The sequence below is a fragment of the Streptomyces viridifaciens genome (assembly GCF_001888885.2).
Classification (GTDB): Bacteria; Actinomycetota; Actinomycetes; order Streptomycetales; family Streptomycetaceae; genus Kitasatospora; species Kitasatospora aureofaciens.
In genome coordinates, this window is sequence record NZ_CP090841.1 from 7,740,037 (window position 1) to 7,759,330 (window position 19,294).

The following is a 19,294-nucleotide window of genomic DNA, read 5'->3' on the forward strand; positions in this document are numbered from 1 at the left end:
TGGCCCCGTCACGAGAACACTTTTCGACGGGAACCAGGGAGACAACCATGGACACCGACGTACTCGTCGTCGGCGCCGGCCCGACCGGACTGACGGCGGCCAACGAACTGCTGCTGGCGGGCGCCTCGACCGTACTGGCCGACCGGCTGCCGCAGCCCAGCGCCCTGTCCCGGGCCGGCGGCATGCAGTCCCGTACGGTCGAGGCGCTCGACCAGCGCGGTCTGCTGGAACCGCTGCTGACCACCGGGCACCACCCGGTCGGCACCAGCCACTTCGCCGGCATCCCGCTGCCGGCCGACGACGACTCCCGCCCCCGACTGCCGTGGCGTTCCGTTCCGCAGGTCGAGCTGGAGGGCTTCTTCGAGAAGCACCTCGCCGCACAGGGTCTGCACGTCCGGCGCGACCACGAGCTGGTCGGCCTCGCCCAGGACGAAGAAGGCGTCACCGCGAGCTTCGCCAACGGCCGTACCGTGCGGGCTCGTTACCTGATCGCCGCCGACGGCGGCCACAGCACGGCGCGCTCGCTGCTGAAGGCCGAGTTCCCCGGCCGGGCTGGCACGGCGACCACGATCGCCGCCGACGTCCGGCTCAGCGGCACCGAGCAGCTGGGCACGCACCACCGCGCCGAGGACGGCACCTGGGCCGCGGTGTTCCCTCTCGGCACCGACGGCCGGGGCAGGCCGCTGCGCCGCCTCGCCCTTGGCGGGCCGGGCCGGTCGGTGCCCAGGGACGTCCCGATCACCGAGGAGGAGATCCGCACCGGGCTGCGCGCCGTTTTCGGCGAGCGGGTGCAACTGCTCGAACTGCGCCATGCCCGCCGGATCACCAATGCGGCCCGGCAGGCGGCGCAGTACCGGCACGGCCGGGTGTTCCTGGCCGGCGACGCCGCCCACGTCCACCTCCCGCTCGGCGCCCAGGGCATGAACAGCGGCATGCAGGACGCCTTCAACCTGGGCTGGAAGCTCGGCGCCGCCGTGCGCGGCTGGGCACCGGAGGGCCTGCTCGACAGCTACCACACCGAACGCCACCTGGCCGGTGCCCTGGTGCTGCGCAACGTCCAGGCGCAGAGCCTGCTGATGGACTGGACGGGCAGCGGAGACCCTGAGGTGACGGCCGCCCGGGAGCTTTTCACCGAGCTGGCCGAACTGCCGGAGGTGCGGCGCCGCCTCGGCGACCTGATGGCCGGGACGGCCATCCGCTACCCGATGCCGGACGCCGCTCCCCACCCGCTCCTCGGCGGCCCCGCACCGGACGTCGACCTCGGCCCGACCCGGCTGCACGAGCTGCTGCGCTCCGGGCGCGGGGTGCTGCTAGACCCGCGGGGCGACCTTGCCGGGACCGTCGCCCCCTGGTCGGACCGGGTCGACCGCTTCGGCCGCACCGGCCGCGCCGACCGGGGCGCTGTGGCGGCCGAACCGATGCTGGTGCGCCCGGACGGCCACGTCTGCTGGGTCGGTGTTTCGGAGTCCCTGCGGCCCTCCCTCGCCCGCTGGTTCGGCGCCCCGGTGTCCGGCTGATCGTCCGTTTGCCGGGGCGGGGACGGCCGCCGGGGCCGCCCGCGCCCCGGCACGGCTAACAGGGTCACGACGTCGGCATGTATGTCACGGCCTCGGCCCGTAGTCGCCTGTGAGCCGCCCGGCCTACGGGGCCGGCGGGTAGCCGCGGGTGCGGACGAGGGCGTGGGCGAGGTCGGTGAAGGCGCGGGCGGCGGCGCTGCGGTAGGCGTCGGAGCGGCGCAGCAGGGTGACGGTGCGGGTGGGGAGGGGCGGTTCGAGGGGGATCCGGGCGAGGCGGGGGTGCTCGTGGGTGACGGCCTCGGGCAGGACGGTGGCGAGCGGGGTGCGCTGGACGACCTCGGTGAGGGCCTGGACGGAGTTGGCCTCGACGGCGATCCGCGGGCTGACCCGGTGCTGCGCGAAGTAGCCGTCGATGTGCCCACGGGTCGCGAAGTCGCCGCTGAGCAGCGCCAGTTGGCGGTCGCCGAGGTCCCGTACGGGGAGCGGTCCCGGCTGGTCGGTGGTCGGCGGGTCGGCGATTGGGCGGTCGGCGATTGGGTGGTCGGCGGTCGGGTGGTCGGCGCCGACGCCGGTGACGAGGGTGAGGGTCTCGGTGAAGAGGGCGGTGGCGGTGACGCCGGGCAGGTGGGGGCCGTCGAAGGCGATGCCGAGGTCGAACTCGTCGGTCAGCAGTCCGGCCTCGATGCGGTCCTGGCTGGTCTCCCGCACGGTCAGGGTGATGCCGGGGTGTCGGGCGTGGAGCTCGGCGGTGAGCGGGCCGACCAGATAGGCCGTGAAGGTCGGGGTGACGGCCAGGCGCAGCTGCCCGCGGGAGAGGTCCTGGACGTCGTGGACGGCGCGCTCGGCGGCGGCCAGGTCCCGCAGCGCGCCGCGGGCGTGGTGGGCGTACGCCTGCCCCGCGTCGGTGAGGCGCACGGTGCGTCCGGTGCGGTCCAGCAGCTGGGTGCCGAGGGTCCGTTCGAGCTGCTTGATCTGCTGGGACAGGGTGGGCTGGGAGATGTGCAGCTCCTCGGCGGCGCGGGTGAAGTTGCCGTGGTCGGCCACGGCGAGCAGATAGCGCAGGTGGCGCAGTTCCAGGGCCATGACGCAACTATAGATGTCATCAATGGAAACCATGGGCAGTAGCTCTTGGACACTATAGAAGCAGGTCATGCACAGTGGATCTCGTCGGGCCCCACCGGCCCGGCCGCCACGAAAGGAAGTGACCCCATGCGTGACTTCGCCCAGGGCATCGCACGCTTCCAGCAGGACGTCTTCCCCGCCAAGGAAGAGCTCTTCACCCGCCTGGCCGTCCGGCACGCCCCGCACACGCTGTTCATCGGCTGCTCCGACGCCCGCGTCGTACCGGAGCTGATCACCGGGGCGGAGCCGGGCGAGCTGTTCGTCATCCGTACCGCCGGGAACCTGGTGCCCGCCTACACCCCCGGGGCCGACGGCGTCACGGCCAGCATCGAGTACGCCGTCGCCGCTCTGGGCGTGCGGGACATCGTCGTCTGCGGCCACTCCGCGTGCGGCGCGATGACCGCCCTCGCCCACGGCCACGACCTGAGCGGCGCCCCGGCGGTCGCCGACTGGCTGCGGCTCGCCGACGCCTCGGTGGCCCGGACCGCCACTCCCGGGGACGTACCGGCCCTGGTCCGGCACAACGTGCTCGCCCAGCTGGCGAACCTGGCCACCCACCCGTCCGTCGCCCGCGCCCTCGCCGAACGGACCGTCACCCTGCGCGGCTGGGTCTTCGACATCGCCACCGGCCGCGTCGCGGACCTCACCCCGGACGGCCGCGAGGCCGTGCCCGCGGCCTGACCCGGGAAGACCCCAACCCCGAATCCAGCTGCTCCGCGCAGCCGTTAACCCGAAAGGAACACCCCCATGGTGCACGCCCAGTTCGACCCCACCGCTCGCCAGGCCCTCGCCGTCGCCGCCGTCGACGCCAAGACCCGCAAGGACCTCAGCTGGCAGCAGATCGCCGACGCCTCCGGCCTGTCGGTCGCCTTCACCACCGCCGCCGTCCTGGGCCAGCACGCCCTGCCCGAGGACTCCGCCAAGGCCGTCGCCGCCCTGCTCGGCCTGGACGACGACGCGGCGCTGCTGCTCCAGACCATCCCCACCCGCGGCTCGATCCCCGGCGGCATCCCCACCGACCCGACCATCTACCGCTTCTACGAGATGCTCCAGGTCTACGGCACCACCCTCAAGGCCCTGGTCCACGAGCAGTTCGGCGACGGCATCATCTCCGCGATCAACTTCAAGCTCGACGTGAAGAAGGTCGCCGACCCCGAGGGGGGCGAGCGCGCCGTCATCACCCTGGACGGCAAGTACCTGCCGACCAAGCCCTTCTGAGCCGAGCCTCCGGCGGGGCGGGCCCATCGCCCGCCCCGCCCCGCCCGGCCCGGACATAGCCACCCTTCGACACCCTTCGACCCCGAGGAGGCCCCGTGGACTTCGTCCAGCGCACCATCGACCTCGCCCGCCGGAACGTCACCGAGGGCGGCCGCCCGTTCGCGACCGTCATCGTCAAGGACGGCCGGATCCTGGCCGAGAGCGCCAACAAGGTCGCCCAGACCAACGACCCCACCGCCCACGCGGAGATCCTCGCCATCCGCGAGGCCTGCACGAAGCTCGGCACCGAGCACCTGACCGGCACCACCATCTACGTGCTCGCCCACCCCTGCCCGATGTGCCTGGGCTCGCTGTACTACTGCTCGCCTGACGAGGTCGTCTTCCTCACCACCCGCGACGCCTACGAACCGCACTATGTCGACGACCGCAAGTACTTCGAACTCGCCAACTTCTACGACGAGTTCGCCAAGAACTGGGAGGAGCGCCGACTGCCGATGCGGTACTCGCCGAGCGAGGACGCGGTGGAGGTCTACCGCCTCTGGCAGCAGCGCAACGGCGGCGAGCGCCGGGTCGCGGGCACCCCGACGGCCGGGTGAGGCCCCCGACGCCCGACGTGATCGAGAAGGTGGCCTGGACCCAGGTGGAACACGGCCGACTCCTGGCCACCCGCAGCCACGGCCGCGAGCTGTTCTACCTCCCCGGCGGCAAGCCCGAGCCCGGCGAAACCCACGTCCAGGCACTGGTCCGCGAGGTCGAGGAGGAACTCGGCGTCGCCCTGGACCCGGCGACCGCCCTACCCCTGCTGACCGTCGAGGCCCCGGCCGACAACAAACCCGCGGGCACCGTCGTCCGCGCCACCTGCTACACCGCCGACCACACCGGCACCCCCGCCCCCTGCGGCGAGATCGCCGCGCTCGCCCACTTCACCCACGGCGACCACCCCCGCGCCAGCGCCACGACCCGTACCGTCCTCGACCACCTCGCCGCCGCCGGCCGGCTGCTGCGCCGGTAGGCCCCGCCCCAGCCATCGGCCCGGATCGAGGGCACGGCGGGTCCGGGCGCCAGGAGGGCCGTACTCGGCGCAGTGCTCACAATCGCACCTGGTCAGGGAGTTGGCCTGACAGTGGGCGGTCTCCCAGTACGGTGAAGTACAGGGCCCGGGGTCGACGAGGGAGCCGTCCTCGGGCAGGCTGCGCCGGCACCAGTCGCAACGGACGGCGGCCGGCACCCCCGCGCGGCGCAGGACCTGCGCTGCGTGGGAGGCGACCTCGAACGGGACGTCCGACACGAGGGTGGCCGATCCGGTGTCCAACACCCGGCGGCTGTGCCACAGGCTCAGCCCGGTCACCGCGCGGACGGCCTTGAGCGCCGCCGCACCGCGGGGCGAGGCACCGGTCAACTCCACCATGAACTGCGGGTCCTCCACAGCTCCCCCTCAGCCGGTCGTGGCGATCCTGTCGAGCAGGGCGGCGAGCTCGGTGGGGCGCGAGAGGAACGGCGAGTGGCTGCCGGGCAGGTGGTGGACGGTGTCGGTCCGGGCCGCCAGGCGTTCCTGGTGGGCGGGTGCGAGCGCGAGGTCGTCGTCGCACACGATGTAGCTGGACCGGGTCGAGCGCCAACCCGCGGTGGTCACCCGTTCCCGGAAGGACCGCGCGCTCTGTGGCGTCAGCCGCGCCAGGGCCCGCTCGGCGGCCCCCTCCGCGGCGTCGCCGAAGAACAGCTCACGCGCGTCCTCCGGTGGCGGAACGCTGCCCACCGCCTCCCCGGACTCCGGCAGGCCGAGGAGGGAGGCCAGCGATTCGCCCGCTTCGAGCGGGTAGGCCGCCAGGAAGACGGCGTGCACCGCGTTCGGGGCCTCGGCCAGCGCCTCGGTGACGGGCACGCCGCCGTAGGAGTGGGCCACCACGGCGGTCGGCCCGTCGATCCGCCCGAGGGCCTCGCGTACCGCCCGTACGTCGTCGACGAGGCCGGCCGTGGCGGACGAGGCGGTCGGCAGGTCGACCGTGTGCGTCCGCCTGCCGGCGGCGTCGAGCAGGGGCCGGAGGCCGTCGAAGCACCAGGCGCCGTGCCAGGCGCCGTGCACCAGGAGGATCGACGGGCGGTCGGCGGACGTGGACATCAGGATGCCTCCTCGGGGCGGGCCGTCAGCAGCAAGGCGACTCGGAGTCGCGACAGGCTTGATCGTGTCACCGGCTTCGATCCCGTCGCAACGTCAACTGCCGTGGCGTCATGACCGCTTACGGCAGCCGGAGCGGGGGCCGCAGGCGGGCCGAGTGAACGGAACTGGCAAGCTGGGCCGGTCGGGGCGCCGTTCGGGCGCCCCTTGGCAAGGGGGTGCTGTGATGGATGAGGTGCTGGCTCGACGGGTGCCTCCGTTGGATCCGCAGGTGGGCGTCGCGGTGGCGGCCGCCGGTGAGCGGGCGCGGCAGGTGCTCACCCCGGAGGGGCTGGCGGCCTGGCAGGAGCGCGACGCCGCCGCCCGGCCCCGTCCGACTCCCGACCAGCTGCGCGACGGCGGCCGCTTCGAGGTGGGGGAGCTCCGCGTGCCACGGGCCGACGGCGGGGGAGAGGTCACACTCGTCAGCGGGCGGCCCGCCGGAGTCGGCGGGGCACTGCCGGTGCTGTACTACCTGCACGGCGGTGGAATGGTGACGGGCAACGCGTGGTCCGTCCTGCCACGGCTGCTGCGCTCGTGGGCGCTGCCGCTGGGGCTGGCCGTGGTGTCCGTCGAGTACCGGCTCGCGCCGCGCACCCGCTTCCCGGGGGCCGTCGAGGACGGCTACGCCGGGCTCTGCTGGGTAGCCGAACACGCCGCCGCGCTGGGCGTGGACGCGCGGCGCCTGGTGATCGGCGGCAAGAGCGCCGGCGGCGGGCTCGCCGCGGCCCTCGCCCTGCTGGCCCGCGACCGCGGCGGCCCGGCGCCGATCGGTCAACTGCTGCTCAGCCCGATGCTCGACGACCGCGGCGACACCTTCTCCAGCCACCAGATGGCCGGCCACGACACCTGGCACCGTGCCTCCAACGCGACCGCCTGGCAGGCCGTCCTGGGCGAGCGCTACGGCGCCGCCGACCTCTCGCCCTACGCCGCCCCGGCCCGCGCCACCGACCTGTCCCGGCTGCCCGCCGCGTACCTCGAAGTGGGCTCCGCCGAGACCTTCCGCGACGAGACCGTCGCCTACGCGGACGCCATCTGGCGGGCGGGCGGCGACGCCGAACTCCACGTGTGGCCCGGCGCCTGCCACGGCTTCGACACCCTCGCCCCGCACGCAGCCGTCTCCCAGGATGCCCACGCCGCCCGCACCCGCTGGCTGCGCCGCATCCTCCCGCCGGCGTGAGCCTGCGACCGGTCGCTCCCGGTCAGCCGGTTGACCGGGCCCCGGGCGGGGTGCGGCCGAAGCGGGACGCGCTCCCGTCGTCGAGCTGTTCCAGGAAGCCGTTCAAGGTGTCGGCGACCTCGTGGAGGCAGCGGGCGCTGAACAGGACCGGCTGGTAGCCGGAGATGTCGTACGGAGTGGTGAGCATCGCCTCGATGTCCAGGGCGCGTACGTCGGAGAGTCCCAGGCGCCGGATCTCGCCGAAGGAGGACAGCAGGGCCGCGCCGTAGGCCTTCGGCATGCCGTCCTCCTCGAGGACGCCGTACTCCAGGGTGAACCAGTAGACGTCGCTGATCATCTGCAGGACGTCCGCGTCGTCGATGCGCCTGGCGGCACGTCCGATCGAGCGGTAGATGTCGGCGAACGCCGGGCAGGACAGGTGGATCCCGTGGCCGAAGACGTCGTGGACGACATCGGGCTCGGGGGTGAACAGCGGCACGGCGGGGTGCCGGACGAACTGCACGGCGTGGAAGTAGCCGTCCGCCATCGAGCCGAGGAACCGCTTGTTGGCGACGACGCCTCCCGCGAGGGTGAACTGGAAGCCCGTCGAGCGGCGCAGGGCCGGTCCGACCTCGGCGTGCTGCGGGATGCGGTGGGCGGGGATGGGCGCCTGCTCCCTGGCGTCGAGGACGGCGCGGCAGGCGTGCTCCTCCTGGGCCGACCACAGCGCCCGGTGGATGGTCCGCCAGGTCCGATCCTCGCTCGCGCTGTACTCGACCAGCGGCGCGGGATCCCCGACCCGGTGCCCGCGGGCCATGGCGGCCAGGGACCGGCGCCGTCGCAGATAGTGCGGATCGCTGAGCCCGGGGTGCTCGGCGGGCACGCCCAGCCGGCCGTCAGCCGCAACGGGTGTACGCGCCCTCGTTTCGCCCACACACTGCATTTTCCCGGCGGATACGGACTCATGCATCCGCTCCCAGTCGCTACCCGTGCCCGAAGAAGCGCCCGGGCGCGGCACGCCAGGAAGGCGCCGGGGACCCGAGGTGCCGCACCACCGAGGCCAGCAGCGCGGTGCGCCGAGGCTCCGGGGTGCGCTCCAACGGACTGGTCACCCGCTCCGACCCGGCCGACCTTCACCCCCAACGACTCTTCGCGACCCCGGACGAACAGGACCACGCCGTCGCGGCGGTGCTGCGGAGCGGTCAGGCGCCCCACGCCCTGGAAGCGCAGGACGGTACTACGCGAGGCTGTACCGATCCCGCCCCGCCACCGCGTGGGCCGACCGGCCGGCGTGACGTCCGCGCGAGAGGGCCGCTCAACCCCGGCCGGGGCTACGACGGACGCCCGCCGAAGGTCCACCCGTGCACCTCGACGTCGGCGTACCGCTCCACCGTCAGTACGCCACGGGCGGTCTTCAGGTCCGGCGCCCGGAGCAGGACGGCCGTACCCAGCCAGGTGACGCCGTCGTCGGACAGGAGCGGGCCGTAGGCGATCAGTTCGTCCCGGTCGGCGGGTACGGTGAGGTCGGCGGGCTGCCCCGTGCCGAGGCCGAGCACCAGATAGTGGTTGCCGCCGGTCTCGCCGCCGGGGAAGTCCCACATGGTGCGCCCCAGCAGGTTGCGCCAGCGCCGCAGCAGCACGTCGCGGTAGACGCCGGCCCGGTAGACGGGCTCGTCGAAGGCGAACGCGGGAGCGACGGCCGGATCGGGCAGGTCGACGATGTGGACGCTTCCGGTGGGTACGCCGTCGTCGTCGAGGGTCGGGCCCCGGGCGATCAGCTCTTCCGCGAACCGGTCCATGTAGGACCAGTGTTCTTCCAGCAGCTCGCGGCGCAGCGCCAGGGAGTCGGGCCGGTCTCGGTGGTAGCAGAGGAACTCCATGCCCGCAGGCTCTCCTCAAACGGGCGGCGTGGTAGAGCAGTTGGTGGGACCGGTGGAAGTGTCGGGCGAACGTCGGGCCAACGTCGTGGCCGCGGGCGTACCGGGGCCGTGAGGATGGGGCACGTCAGCCGGTCGGCTGACACGGCGAGCGCCACGGGGCACGGGAACCCTCCGTCCGCTCACTCATGCTGCGAGGAGAGTTCATGCGCAAGCAGATCTGCACCGGCCTCGGAATCCTGGCCCTGGTGACGGCCGCCCTCGGCGCGGGCGTCGGGTCGGCGGCGGCCGCGGAGGGTCGCGCGAACGTCGGTACGGTCCGCGCGGCCGCAGGCCTGAACTACGTGGGCCAGTACCGGATTCACAGCAGCTACAACGGCAAGTGCCTGGACGCGGACCTGAACACGATCGGCGCCAACGGCACCAAGGTCCAGCTGTGGGACTGCAACGGCTGGACCAACCAGAACTGGACCCTGTGGACCGACGGCACCGTCGACTACATCCAGAACAACTACAGCGGCCGCTACCTCGACGCGGACCTCAACACGATCGGCGCCAACGGCACCAAGGTCCAGCTCTGGGACTACAACGGCTGGACCAACCAGCGCTGGAACTTCGCCAGCTACGGGGTGGTGAACGGCTACAACGGCCGCGTGCTGGATGCGGACCTGAACACGATCGGCGCCAACGGCACCAAGGTCCAGCTCTGGGACAGCAACGGCTGGACCAACCAGAACTGGACGCTCGAGTCGATCTGATCCTCTCAGGTCCTCCCGGCAGCCTGCCCCACCAGAGCTGCCGGAGGACGGTGGCGCCGGCTCGTCACGAGCCGGCGCCACTCGTCGGCGGAGCCTCGGCCGCGATCCGCGAGCGGGGCCTCGCCCGGAGGGTCAGCAATCCGTGCAACACCCAGCCCCCGACTCTCGCCCGATCGAGCTCCCGGGCGAAGGCGGCGAGGCGCGCCTGGCGCAGCTCACCTGACCATCCGTCGGTCGACGAGACCGGTGGCGCGCAGGGTGAGGTTGAGGCCGGACGTTCGACGCCCCTGCGGGGGTTGCCCTCCTCGGGGAGGGCAACCCCCGCGCCGGATCAGCCGACGTTGACGGCCGTGTCGTCGAGGACGAAGGAGGTCTGCTTGGTGTAGTCCTCCGCGCCGCTGAACTTCAGGGTCACGGTCTGCCCCGCGTAGCCGGACAGGTTGAAGCTGTGCTGCTGGTAGCCGGCGGCCGCGTTCGTGTTGGAGTAGGTCGCCAGGGTGGTGCCGTTCGCGGTCACCGTCAGCTTGTCGTACGCGCTGGTGGTGGGCTCGGCGGTGTCGACGTGCAGCCAGAAGCTGAAGGTGTAGGTGCTGCAGCCGGTCGGCAGGGTCACCGTCTGGGCGAGCGTGTCGGTGTTGGCGCTGCCGTAGCCGTCCAGCCAGACGTCGTACGTGCCGGAGTGCGGCGGCTCGCTGGAGCTGCTGTTGATGGTGCTGCTGCCGCCGGTGTTGGTCTCCGTCCAGCCGGCCGTCGTACCGGCCTCGAAGCCGGGGTTGGTGAGCAGCTGGGCCGGGGTGCAGCCGCCGCCGCTGCCGCCGGACTGGACGGTCCAGGTGAAGGTGACGGAGGAGGACGGGCCGGTGGAGTCGGTCGCGGTGGCCGTCACGGAGTAGGTCCCGGCGGTGGTCGGGGTGCCGCTGATCAGGCCGGTCGTGGCGTTGACGCTCAGGCCGGTGGGCAGCCCGGAGGCGGCGTAGCTCAGGGTTCCGCCGGCCGTGTCGGTGGCGGAGAGCTGGAGGCTGGTGGCGGTGCCGGCGGTGGCGGTGCGGGCGCCCGGGTTGGTGAGGGCGACGCCGCCGGTGGTGCCGCTGCCGCTGCCCGAGGCGAGCCAGGCGGTGGCGTTGAGGCCGAGTGCGGCGTCGGTGCCGGCCGGGTCGTTCCAGCCGTTGTAGAGGGTCTTGCCGGATTCGCCGGTGCCGTCGTCGATGGTCGAGCTGTCGCCCCAGATGGCGACCCGGCCCTTGCCGAAGCTGCTGGTGGCGAAGAAGGCGCCGGTGGTGCCGGAGTAGCCGGTGCGGTAGACGATGCCCTTGACGCTGGGGTTGTCGGCGGGCTTGAGGGTGAAGGTGGTGCCGTTGCGGATGATGCTGCCGGTGACGGTGCCGAACGGGCCGTGCAGGACGGGGTCGTTGGCGTCGTTGACGGCGGTCGGGTTGTCGGTCTGGATGTTGAGGAGGTCGACCGAGAGCCCGAACGGGTCGTTGCTGTTGACCGAGTTGGTGGTCATCAGGTCGTTGATGATGGCGGGGGAGTCCCAGCCGTCGTTGTTGCGGTCGCTCTGGGTGTGGTCCGAGATCAGGAACAGCCCGCCGCCGTTCTGGACGAACTTCATGACGGCGGTCTTCTCGGCGTCGCTGAGCCGGATGTTGGGCTCGGGCAGGACGAACTCGTCGAAGTTGGCGAGGTCCAGCGCTCCGCCGGTGCCGTAGGTGATGGTGGAGCCGCTCGGCAGGGTCTTGAGGCTGTACTGGCCGGTCTTCTGGAGGGCGACGCCCCAGCTGGAGATGGCGCCGGTCCAGTCGGTCTCGGACTGCGGGCTGGCGTTCTGGGCAAGCGGGTCCGGCTGGCTGGTGGAGATGATCCAGTCGGCGTTGCCGGCGGTCTCCGCCTTGGTGTCGTCGAACAGCACCCGGTGCTGGGTGGTCGTGGCGGCGGTGGGGGCCGCGCCCGTCGTGGTCGCGGCCGCGGCCCGGTGGGGGACGGCGCCGGCGGCGGTGAGCACGGCCAGGGCGACGGCGCCCAGGGCGAGCGGACGGGTGGCGGCTATGCGTCTGAGCACTGGTCAGACTCCTTGTGTCGTGGGGGTGCAGGGAAGTACCAGGGGGTGCTACGCGCGTAGGCGCAGTGGCACCGTCCCATGATGGGGTAAGCGGCGCTTGAACGGAACGCGACGAAACGGGTCATCGCCGCGCCACTCACCCTCATCGGGGAAAGCCTGCACAGCTGCCACACCGTCAGCTCACCGGATCTCCTTCCCGTTCACCGTGTGTCCCCCAGGGCAGGACCCGCCTGACAGGCCCTACCCCCGGGCCAGCCGCCCCAGGGCCAGGGCCGCCAGGAGCGCGGCGCCGTCGGCGAGGACGTTGTCCTCGAACTCGGCGTCGGGGGAGTGGTTGTAGGCCGCGGTGAAGGGGTCGCGGCCGTCGGTCGGGGCGGCGCCGAGCATCAGGAACGCCGACGGGACGACGGCGGCCAGCACGCCGAAGTCCTCGGAGCCGGCGATCGGCTGGGCCATCGGGACGTACCGCTCCGGTCCGAACAGCCGGGCCGCCAGGCCGGTCGCGAAGTCCGTCTCCACGGGGTCGTTGACGGTCACCGGGTATCCGGGCTCCACCTCGGCCACCGCCTCCAGCCCGTGGGCCGCCGCGATCCCGTGCACCACGCGCAGTGCCTCGCTGCCCACCAACTCCCGCGAGCGCGGGGAGAAGGAGCGGACGGTCGCCTCGAACCGGGCCTCGTCGGGGATCACATTGGCCGCCGTGCCGGCACTGAGCGTGCCGACGGTGAGGACCACCGGGTCGAAGGCGTCGATCCGCCGGGTCACCATCGACTGGAGGGCCAGTACCGCCTCGCACACGGCCGGCACCGGGTCCAGCGCCGAATGCGGGCTGGACCCGTGCCCGCCGCGCCCGCGCAGGGTGACCCGCAGGGTGTCGGAGGCGGCCAGCATCGGCCCGGGGCGGGCGGTGACCAGCCCGTTGGGCAGCAGGGCGGCCGCCACGTGCAGGGCGTACGCGGCCACCACCCGTTCACCGGCCGCGTCCAGCACGCCCTCGTCCACCATCCGCTGGGCGCCGCCCGCCCCCTCCTCGCCGGGCTGGAACATCAGGACCACGTCGCCCGCCAGCTCCGCGCGCCGCTCGACCAGCAGCCGGGTGGCGCCGACCAGCGCGGCCATGTGCAGGTCGTGCCCGCAGGCGTGCATCGCGCCGGGGATCCTCGAGGCGTACGGCACCTGGACGTGCTCCTGCACCGGCAGGGCGTCCATGTCTGCGCGCAGCAGCACCTTCGGCCCGGGGCGGCCGCCGCGCAGCACCGCCGTGATCGAGCTCAGGCCCTTGCCCAGGGTGAGTTCCAGCGGCAGTCCGTCCAGTGCGGAGAGCAGCCGGGCCTGGGTCCTGGGCAGGTCGAGCCCGATCTCCGGCTCCTGGTGCAACTCACGCCTCAGGGTGGCGAGTCCGGGTTGCAGCAGGGCGGCGGATTGGGTCAGTTCGGGCAGTGCCAGTCGGTCGAACAGGGTGGTGGACGCGGAAGGGTCGGACACGGGGCCTCCAGACGGGGGTCGGGTCGGGCTGGCTCCATGATCTGCGCTCACCCGGCCCGTCCGCCCGGATTCACGGCTGACCGCCTTCGTGGGGTGAGCGAGCGTGTGATGCGAGAACCCACCGTGACGGTCCTGACCGCCCTCGCGGACGCCCCGGCACGGCTGCGCCATCGCCCAGGAGATCAGGGCGCTCACCGACGGCCGGGTCCAGCTGCGCACGGGCGCCCTCCACGGCGCACCCCGCCGTCGCGCCGGACATCCCCGGCGCGACGGCGCGGCGCCATGTGAGCGCGCTCGCGACCTCGGATCAGACCCGCCCGGCGAGCGCGGGGATCAGCCGCACCTCCTCGGGCGCCCTGGCGTTGTGCCGCTCGGTCCAGGTGGTCAGCGCGGTCTGGCAGGCGTGGTCGAGGTGCCGCAGACCACTGAGGTCCAGCTCCACGACCCGGTCGGCCGGCAGCGCCTCCAGGGTGTCCAGGAGCCTGGGCAGCCGCAGGAAGGTGGCGTTGCCCGTCAGCCGGACCCGGACGTGCCCCTCGGGCTGCTCCTCGGTCTCCACGTGCAGCCGGGAGGTCTCCCAGGCCGTCTTGACGACCGAGAGGCCCAGGCCGATCAGCACGCCCTCGAACATGTTGACCGTGACGATGGCCACGGCGGTGGCCAGCAGGACGAGCGCCTCCGGGCGGTGCTCGCGCCACAGCGGGCCGAACTGCTTGAACGGCAGGAGCTTGAACCCGGCGTGCACCAGGACGCCGGCGAGCGCCGCGACGGGGATGACGCCGAGCGCGGCGGGCAACAGTGCGGCGAAGAGCAGCAGCCACACGCCGTGCAGCACGCGGGAGGCCTTGGTCCGGGCGCCGGCCTGGACGTTGGTGGCGCTGCGGACGATGACGGCGGTCATCGGCAGGGCGCCGAGGGCGCCGCAGAGGGCGTTGCCCGCACCCTGGGCCATGAGCTCCTTGTCGTAGTCGGTGCGGGGTCCGTCGTGGAGGCGGTCGACGGCGGCGGCGCTGAACAGGCTCTCGGCGGAGGCGACGAGGGTGAAGGCGACGACGGTGACGATCAGGGCGGGGGTGAACTGCTCGAACGCCCCGGTGCCGGGCGGCTGGACGGCGTCCAGCAGGCCCTTGACCTCGACCTTCTTCATCGGACGGTCCAGCAGCCAGGTCGCGGCCGTGGCGAGCACGACGGCGACCAGCGCGCCCGGGACGACCCGCGCCCTGGCGGGCAGCCGCTGCCACAGCACGATCACGGCTATGGTGCCGGCTCCGATCAGGAAGGTGCCGCCGGCGGCGGGGGAGGAGACGAGCCGGGCGAGGAGGGCGGGCAGGCCGAGGAGTTTGTCGGTCCCGCTCGCGGGCGCCGGCCGGTCGGCCATCGCGTAGAGCTGCCCGGCGATGATGACCAGCCCGATGCCGGCGAGCATGCCCTCGACCACGGCGACGGAGATCGCGCGGAACCAGCGGCCCCAGCGCAGCGCGCCGAGCAGCAGTTGGAGCAGGCCGGCGGCGGCGACCACGAGGCCGAGCGCCGGCAGGCCGAACCGCTGCACGGTCTCGGCGACCAGGACGGTCAACCCGGCCGCAGGGCCGCTGACTTGGAGGCTGCTGCCGGGGAGCAGGCCGGTCACCAGGCCGCCGACGATGCCGGTGATCAGGCCGAGTTCGGCGGGCACGCCCGAGGCGACGGCGACGCCGACGCACAGCGGGAGGGCGACCAGGAAGACGACGAGCGAGGCGGTCAGGTCGTACTTGAGCGTGGGAAACCTGGAGGCGGGAAACCTGGAGGTGAGAAAGCGCATGGGAGCCTTCGTCGGTGGGAGTCCGGAGGTGGTGGTGGGCCGCGGCGTCACAGCGGCAGGAAGGCGCCGGCGCCGGGGCGGTGGGTGAGGACCGCGCCGGTGTGCACCTCGTAGAACCAGCCGTGCAGGCCGAGCAGGCCCTCGGCGGCCCGGCGGGCGACGCTCGGGTGGGTGCGCAGCCTCTCCAGCTGGTCGAGGACGTGGCGTTGTACGGGGGCGGCCAGGTCGTGGCCCGGTTCGCCGCCGGGCGTCAGCGCGGTGCCGTCGGCGAGCCAGTCGCGGACGGCGGGCACGCCGGTGAGGTCGTCGCCCCGGACGACGGCGCCCACGGCGCCGCAGTGGGAGTGGCCGCACACCACGATGTCGGCGACGCCCAGGACCTCGACCGCGTACTCGATGGTCGCGGCCTCGGCCGAGGGAACGGACGGCTGGTACGGCGGGACGATGTTTCCGGCGGTCCGCAGCTCGAAGAGGTCCCCCGGCCGGGCGCCGGTGACGGCGGCGGGGATGATGCGGGAGTCCGAGCAGGTGATGAACAGCGCCTGCGGGCGTTGGCCCTCGGCCAGCCGCCCGAAGGCGTCGGCGTCCTGTGCGGCGCGGCGGCGGAAGGTACGGGCGTGGTCGATGAATCCTTGCATGTCGGTGCCTCTGGCCCTTCGGAAGTCGTGCGGGTACAGGGACTTCGGGACCGTGCCCGCTCGGTACGGAGGCAGCGCGGAGCGCGACGGCGGCGGTCGTGCCGTGGGCCGTCGTGAACTGCCGGTAGGTAGAGCGGTGGGAGACCCTCGTACGGGTCCGCCACGGGTGAGCGTGCGGGCGCGGTCTGCGCCGATCAGCAGCGGAACACCTGGAGGTCCGCGGTTCTGTCCTGTCTGGCCGCCCGGTGGGGCGGTTCGGGGACCGCGTCCTGCGAGGGGTGGTCGGCGGCCGGAGCCTCGTGGTCGAGGGCCGGTCGCAGCTCGGGTCGGTGCTGAGGGGCCCGGACGTTCCGGGGCCGTGTCCAGCCGGGGCCGGGCACGCACTTGGGTGTCACGGCCTCCTCGGCGAGCTTCGTCGCCATGGCCGGCCGTGGGCGGTTGGGCTCCCGGGTGTACGCGGATGCGGACGGGGACAGCAACAGCAGGCCCACCGCTGCCAGGAGGGCCACGGCTACGGCGCGGACCACTCTCCTGGCGATGAACATTGACCTTTCCTTTCCCCGGATTTGGCTCGGCCTTGAACCCTCACGCACTCTGACGACCTGGCGCCGGGGCGAGTTCCGCAGCCCGGTGAACGGTGCGTGAATCAGTTCTGGTGAAAAGTGATGACGTGCTCCCCACAGCTCCGCATGTGGACGGCCGGTGAGTCGTGTCCGGCCGCCGGTCGCCCCGGCCGCCCGCAAGCGGACGGCCCGACCGGCAGCCGGACGGCCCGACCGGCGATCGAGCAGAATGGGCGCTCATGGAGGAGAGGGAGTCGGTCGTGGGCATCGAGAGCCGTCCGGTGACGCTGAGGGTGATCGCCGATCAGCTGGGGCTGGACGTCTCCACCGTGTCCCGGGTCCTGAACGGCCGGGACGGCGAAGGGCGGCGGGCCGCCTCGGGGCCGACCGCCCGTCGGGTCCGCGATCTGGCCGAGGAGCTGGGCTACCGCCGCAACCCGGCGGCCGTCAGTCTGCGCACCCGGCGCAGCAACCTGATCGGGGTGGTGTTCGCGCGGCTGTCCGAGGTCGTCGTGGCGACCATCTACGAGGGCATCGAGGAGGAGGCCGCCCGGCACGGACTCGCCGCCTTCGTGACCAACACCCAGGACGATCCGGCCCGCCAGCGCGAGCGGATCGCGATGGTCCTCGGACGGCGGGTGGACGGCCTGATCATCGGCGACGCCCACCTGGACGGCGCCGCCCTGGCGGACCCGGCCCTGCGGGGGACGCCCCACGTCCTGGTCAACCGCCGTACGGAGGGAGACCTCCCGGCGGTCACCTGCGACGACTACCAGGGCGGCCGCCTGGTCGCCGAGCACTTCCTGAGGCTGGGGCACACCCGGGTCGGCTGCGTCGCGGGCGAGCCCTTCGCCAGCACCGGCACCGACCGCACCGCCGGTTTCGTCGACCGCTACGCCGAGGCGGGCCTGCCGGTGCCGGCCGCACTGGTGCGGCACTGCGCCTTCGACACCACGGGCGGGCGCGCCGCGGCGACCGCCCTGCTCGGCGCCGCCACCGGCCGCCCCACCGCGCTGTTCGCCGTCAACGACCTGGCGGCCATCGGGGTCCTCGGCGCGGCCCGGGACCTCGGCCTGCGCCCGGGGCAGGACCTCGCGCTGGCCGGGTTCAACGACACCCCGGTCGCCGCCGAGCTGCCGGTAGCGCTCACCACGGTGCGGTCACCGATGGCGGAGCAGGGCCGGGCCGCGGTGCGGGAGCTGCTGCGCAGGATGGGCGGCCGGCAGGCCCGGTCCCGGCGCCTCGCGCCCGAGCTGGTGGCGCGGGCCTCCAGCGGGCGACCCGTCGGACCGTCACTTCTCTGATCCCACCCGGCTTCTCTGCCTCTGGCGCCCAGTCCGGTGCGTGCCTATCATCCAAGCCAAACGATTGGGCCAAACGTTTGGGTTGGGGGAGTCCATGGCAGCGGCAGGACCGGGCGGCGGCGGGGTCGTGAGTGTGCACCGCCTCCACCGCTACGTCCCGATGGTGGTCTGGAAGTGGACCGGCTACACCCTGGTGCTGCTCTTCTGGCTGCTGATGTACAACGGCATCTGGTGGCAGGGGCTGGTGGTGGACGCCGTGGTGCTCGGCGGCCTCCTGGTCGCCGGACAGATCCCGCCGGGCCTGGGCCTACGGGCCGTCGAGGTGCGTCCGGAGGGCCTGCGGCTGTGTTCCGCGAACGAAGCGGAGTCGGTGCTGCTCGGCTGGGCCGACATCCTGGACGTCAGCTACGTCCCCGGCCGCGTCGACTCGCACCGCAGCGGCGGCCGGGAACACGTGACGCGTCACCACGCGGCGGTGGCCCTGCTGATCCGCGACCAGCCGGAGCCGCTGCTCCTCGTCCACGTGCGTCGGCCACAGCAGCTGGCGGTGGCGATCGCGACCCACGTCGCCACGGCCCGCGCCAGGGCGGCCGGGCTGGAACGTCGCGATCCTGAGGATGCCTGACCCGCGTGCGGGCGCCGGCTGGAGAACCCGGATCCGAGCGCCACGAACACGGCGGCCGGGCCCCGCAGTGCGGAGCCCGGCCCGTACGAGGTGTTACTGGTCGGAGTAGCTGAGGTCGCCCACCGTCCAACTGCTGACGTCGGAGATGGCGATGCGGTACATGCCCCCGGTGTGGGGCAGACCGAAACTGCCTTGCAGGATGCGGGCGACGTGCAGGTGCAGGTGGGTGGGCCGGGAGGCGGGCGGAGCCGTGTCGGCGGCGGACGTCTCGAAGAGTGTGGCGAAGGGCTTCAAGTGGTCCGAAGCGGCGAGGACTTCGGCCACCCGTTCGTGCCACAGGCGTTCCGGCGCCAAACGGCCGGTGATGACTGCCCCCGGAACCACCACGGTCAGGGGCATCTGGTTGCTGCGCTCGGACTCCACCATTGCGGCGATGTCGACGAGCAGCGCATCAGGGTTCGACATGGACCCGAGAATAGTGCCCCCGAGGGCCGGGCGGACCAGGACCCTGCTGAGACGGCCGTCCTGGCGCTCAAAGTTCGGACAGCCGGGAATTCATTCATTCCGGACGACACGCGCCGGGAGCGCGGGCGCGCGACATTCCGGCGGTTCCCAGCGCGACGGGCGGCGGCCTGCTACAGTCGAGTCAGTTGCAGTAGTGGTTCCCATGAACTTTGTGTGCGCCTGCTGACGTATCGCAGGCGCATTTTTTGTTCCCCGGCTCTTTCCCGGTGGGCACTCCATGCGGTGACTCGAAGCTCGCACGGTGCGTGCTTCGGATGGGCCCTTGAAGGAGATACAAATGGCTAATGGCACTGTGAAGTGGTTCAACTCGGAGAAGGGCTTCGGCTTCATCGAGCAGGAGGGTGGCGGCCCCGACGTCTTCGCCCACTACTCGAACATCAACGCCAACGGCTTCCGTGAGCTGCTCGAGGGCCAGAAGGTCGAGTTCGACGTCACCCAGGGCCAGAAGGGCCCGCAGGCCGAGAACATCCGCCCGCTGTAGTTCTTCT

Annotated in this window: 20 protein-coding genes; 10 read left to right on the plus strand and 10 right to left on the minus strand. The window is 72.8% G+C overall.

Annotated features, from left to right (window positions below):
• Positions 1-47: 47 nt before the first annotated feature.
• Entirely contained in the window at positions 48-1,517 is a 1,470-nt protein-coding gene (locus tag BOQ63_RS41790; RefSeq protein WP_030279657.1) for an FAD-dependent monooxygenase, read from the plus strand.
• 123 nt (positions 1,518-1,640) lie between these two features.
• Here BOQ63_RS41790 and cynR read toward each other — a convergent pair whose 3' ends face one another.
• Positions 1,641-2,600 (minus strand): transcriptional regulator CynR, encoded by a 960-nt coding sequence (gene cynR / locus BOQ63_RS41795; protein WP_030279659.1) that lies wholly within the window; start codon positions 2,598-2,600, stop codon positions 1,641-1,643.
• A 126-nt stretch (positions 2,601-2,726) separates the two neighbouring features.
• Here cynR and BOQ63_RS41800 point away from each other — a divergent pair, with 126 nt between their 5' ends.
• From BOQ63_RS41800 to BOQ63_RS41815, 4 genes are all read left to right on the plus strand, one after another.
• On the plus strand, positions 2,727-3,320 hold the full coding sequence (locus BOQ63_RS41800) for a carbonic anhydrase (RefSeq protein WP_072656073.1): 594 nt from the start codon (positions 2,727-2,729) through the stop codon (positions 3,318-3,320).
• A gap of 66 nt (positions 3,321-3,386) precedes the next feature.
• The gene (gene cynS, locus BOQ63_RS41805) at positions 3,387-3,857 is read left to right on the plus strand and encodes a cyanase (protein ID WP_030279662.1); all 471 of its coding nucleotides are present in this window, start codon (positions 3,387-3,389) and stop codon (positions 3,855-3,857) included.
• 95 nt (positions 3,858-3,952) lie between these two features.
• Entirely contained in the window at positions 3,953-4,453 is a 501-nt protein-coding gene (locus BOQ63_RS41810; RefSeq protein ID WP_030550567.1) for a nucleoside deaminase, read from the plus strand.
• Positions 4,454-4,470: 17 nt separating this feature from the next.
• A complete protein-coding gene (locus tag BOQ63_RS41815; RefSeq protein WP_072656074.1) occupies positions 4,471-4,869 on the plus strand; it encodes an NUDIX hydrolase in 399 nt (132 codons plus the stop codon).
• A gap of 423 nt (positions 4,870-5,292) precedes the next feature.
• On the opposite strand, the gene BOQ63_RS41820 is transcribed toward BOQ63_RS41815, so the two are convergent.
• Positions 5,293-5,976 carry an alpha/beta fold hydrolase gene (locus tag BOQ63_RS41820; protein ID WP_072656075.1) on the minus strand — a complete coding sequence of 228 codons (684 nt, stop codon included), beginning with the start codon at positions 5,974-5,976 and terminating at the stop codon, positions 5,293-5,295.
• A 223-nt stretch (positions 5,977-6,199) separates the two neighbouring features.
• Between BOQ63_RS41820 and BOQ63_RS41825 the strand changes: the two genes are divergently transcribed.
• The gene (locus BOQ63_RS41825; RefSeq protein ID WP_037828337.1) at positions 6,200-7,192 is read left to right on the plus strand and encodes an alpha/beta hydrolase; all 993 of its coding nucleotides are present in this window, start codon (positions 6,200-6,202) and stop codon (positions 7,190-7,192) included.
• A 22-nt stretch (positions 7,193-7,214) separates the two neighbouring features.
• On the opposite strand, the gene BOQ63_RS41830 is transcribed toward BOQ63_RS41825, so the two are convergent.
• Entirely contained in the window at positions 7,215-8,105 is an 891-nt protein-coding gene (locus BOQ63_RS41830) for a phenylalanine 4-monooxygenase (protein ID WP_232790654.1), read from the minus strand.
• 397 nt (positions 8,106-8,502) lie between these two features.
• Positions 8,503-9,051, minus strand: coding sequence for a YciI family protein (locus tag BOQ63_RS41835; RefSeq protein WP_072656076.1), 549 nt, complete (start codon positions 9,049-9,051; stop codon positions 8,503-8,505).
• 203 nt (positions 9,052-9,254) lie between these two features.
• Between BOQ63_RS41835 and BOQ63_RS41840 the strand changes: the two genes are divergently transcribed.
• Positions 9,255-9,806: an RICIN domain-containing protein gene (locus BOQ63_RS41840; protein WP_454131966.1), complete on the plus strand. Its 552-nt coding sequence runs from the start codon at positions 9,255-9,257 to the stop codon at positions 9,804-9,806.
• A gap of 331 nt (positions 9,807-10,137) precedes the next feature.
• On the opposite strand, the gene BOQ63_RS41845 is transcribed toward BOQ63_RS41840, so the two are convergent.
• The 5 genes from BOQ63_RS41845 to BOQ63_RS41865 form a co-directional block, all read right to left on the minus strand.
• The gene (locus BOQ63_RS41845; RefSeq protein ID WP_107488611.1) at positions 10,138-11,865 is read right to left on the minus strand and encodes a putative Ig domain-containing protein; all 1,728 of its coding nucleotides are present in this window, start codon (positions 11,863-11,865) and stop codon (positions 10,138-10,140) included.
• A gap of 240 nt (positions 11,866-12,105) precedes the next feature.
• On the minus strand, positions 12,106-13,305 hold the full coding sequence (locus tag BOQ63_RS41850) for a M20 metallopeptidase family protein (RefSeq protein WP_435820420.1): 1,200 nt from the start codon (positions 13,303-13,305) through the stop codon (positions 12,106-12,108).
• A 352-nt stretch (positions 13,306-13,657) separates the two neighbouring features.
• Positions 13,658-15,151, minus strand: coding sequence for a SulP family inorganic anion transporter (locus tag BOQ63_RS41855; protein ID WP_079183992.1), 1,494 nt, complete (start codon positions 15,149-15,151; stop codon positions 13,658-13,660).
• A 47-nt stretch (positions 15,152-15,198) separates the two neighbouring features.
• Positions 15,199-15,789: a carbonic anhydrase gene (locus BOQ63_RS41860; RefSeq protein ID WP_030279685.1), complete on the minus strand. Its 591-nt coding sequence runs from the start codon at positions 15,787-15,789 to the stop codon at positions 15,199-15,201.
• 194 nt (positions 15,790-15,983) lie between these two features.
• Entirely contained in the window at positions 15,984-16,334 is a 351-nt protein-coding gene (locus BOQ63_RS41865; protein WP_030279687.1) for a hypothetical protein, read from the minus strand.
• A 257-nt stretch (positions 16,335-16,591) separates the two neighbouring features.
• On the opposite strand from BOQ63_RS41865, the gene BOQ63_RS41870 reads away from it, so the two are divergent.
• Positions 16,592-17,656 (plus strand): LacI family DNA-binding transcriptional regulator, encoded by a 1,065-nt coding sequence (locus BOQ63_RS41870; RefSeq protein ID WP_072656078.1) that lies wholly within the window; start codon positions 16,592-16,594, stop codon positions 17,654-17,656.
• 94 nt (positions 17,657-17,750) lie between these two features.
• The gene (locus BOQ63_RS41875) at positions 17,751-18,281 is read left to right on the plus strand and encodes a hypothetical protein (protein ID WP_143174875.1); all 531 of its coding nucleotides are present in this window, start codon (positions 17,751-17,753) and stop codon (positions 18,279-18,281) included.
• Between the two features lie 93 nt (positions 18,282-18,374).
• Here BOQ63_RS41875 and BOQ63_RS41880 read toward each other — a convergent pair whose 3' ends face one another.
• Positions 18,375-18,746, minus strand: a complete 372-nt coding sequence (locus tag BOQ63_RS41880; RefSeq protein WP_030279693.1) for a GvpU-like protein — start codon at positions 18,744-18,746, stop codon at positions 18,375-18,377.
• Positions 18,747-19,083: 337 nt separating this feature from the next.
• Here BOQ63_RS41880 and BOQ63_RS41885 point away from each other — a divergent pair, with 337 nt between their 5' ends.
• The gene (locus BOQ63_RS41885; RefSeq protein ID WP_045694210.1) at positions 19,084-19,287 is read left to right on the plus strand and encodes a cold-shock protein; all 204 of its coding nucleotides are present in this window, start codon (positions 19,084-19,086) and stop codon (positions 19,285-19,287) included.
• Positions 19,288-19,294: the final 7 nt, after the last annotated feature.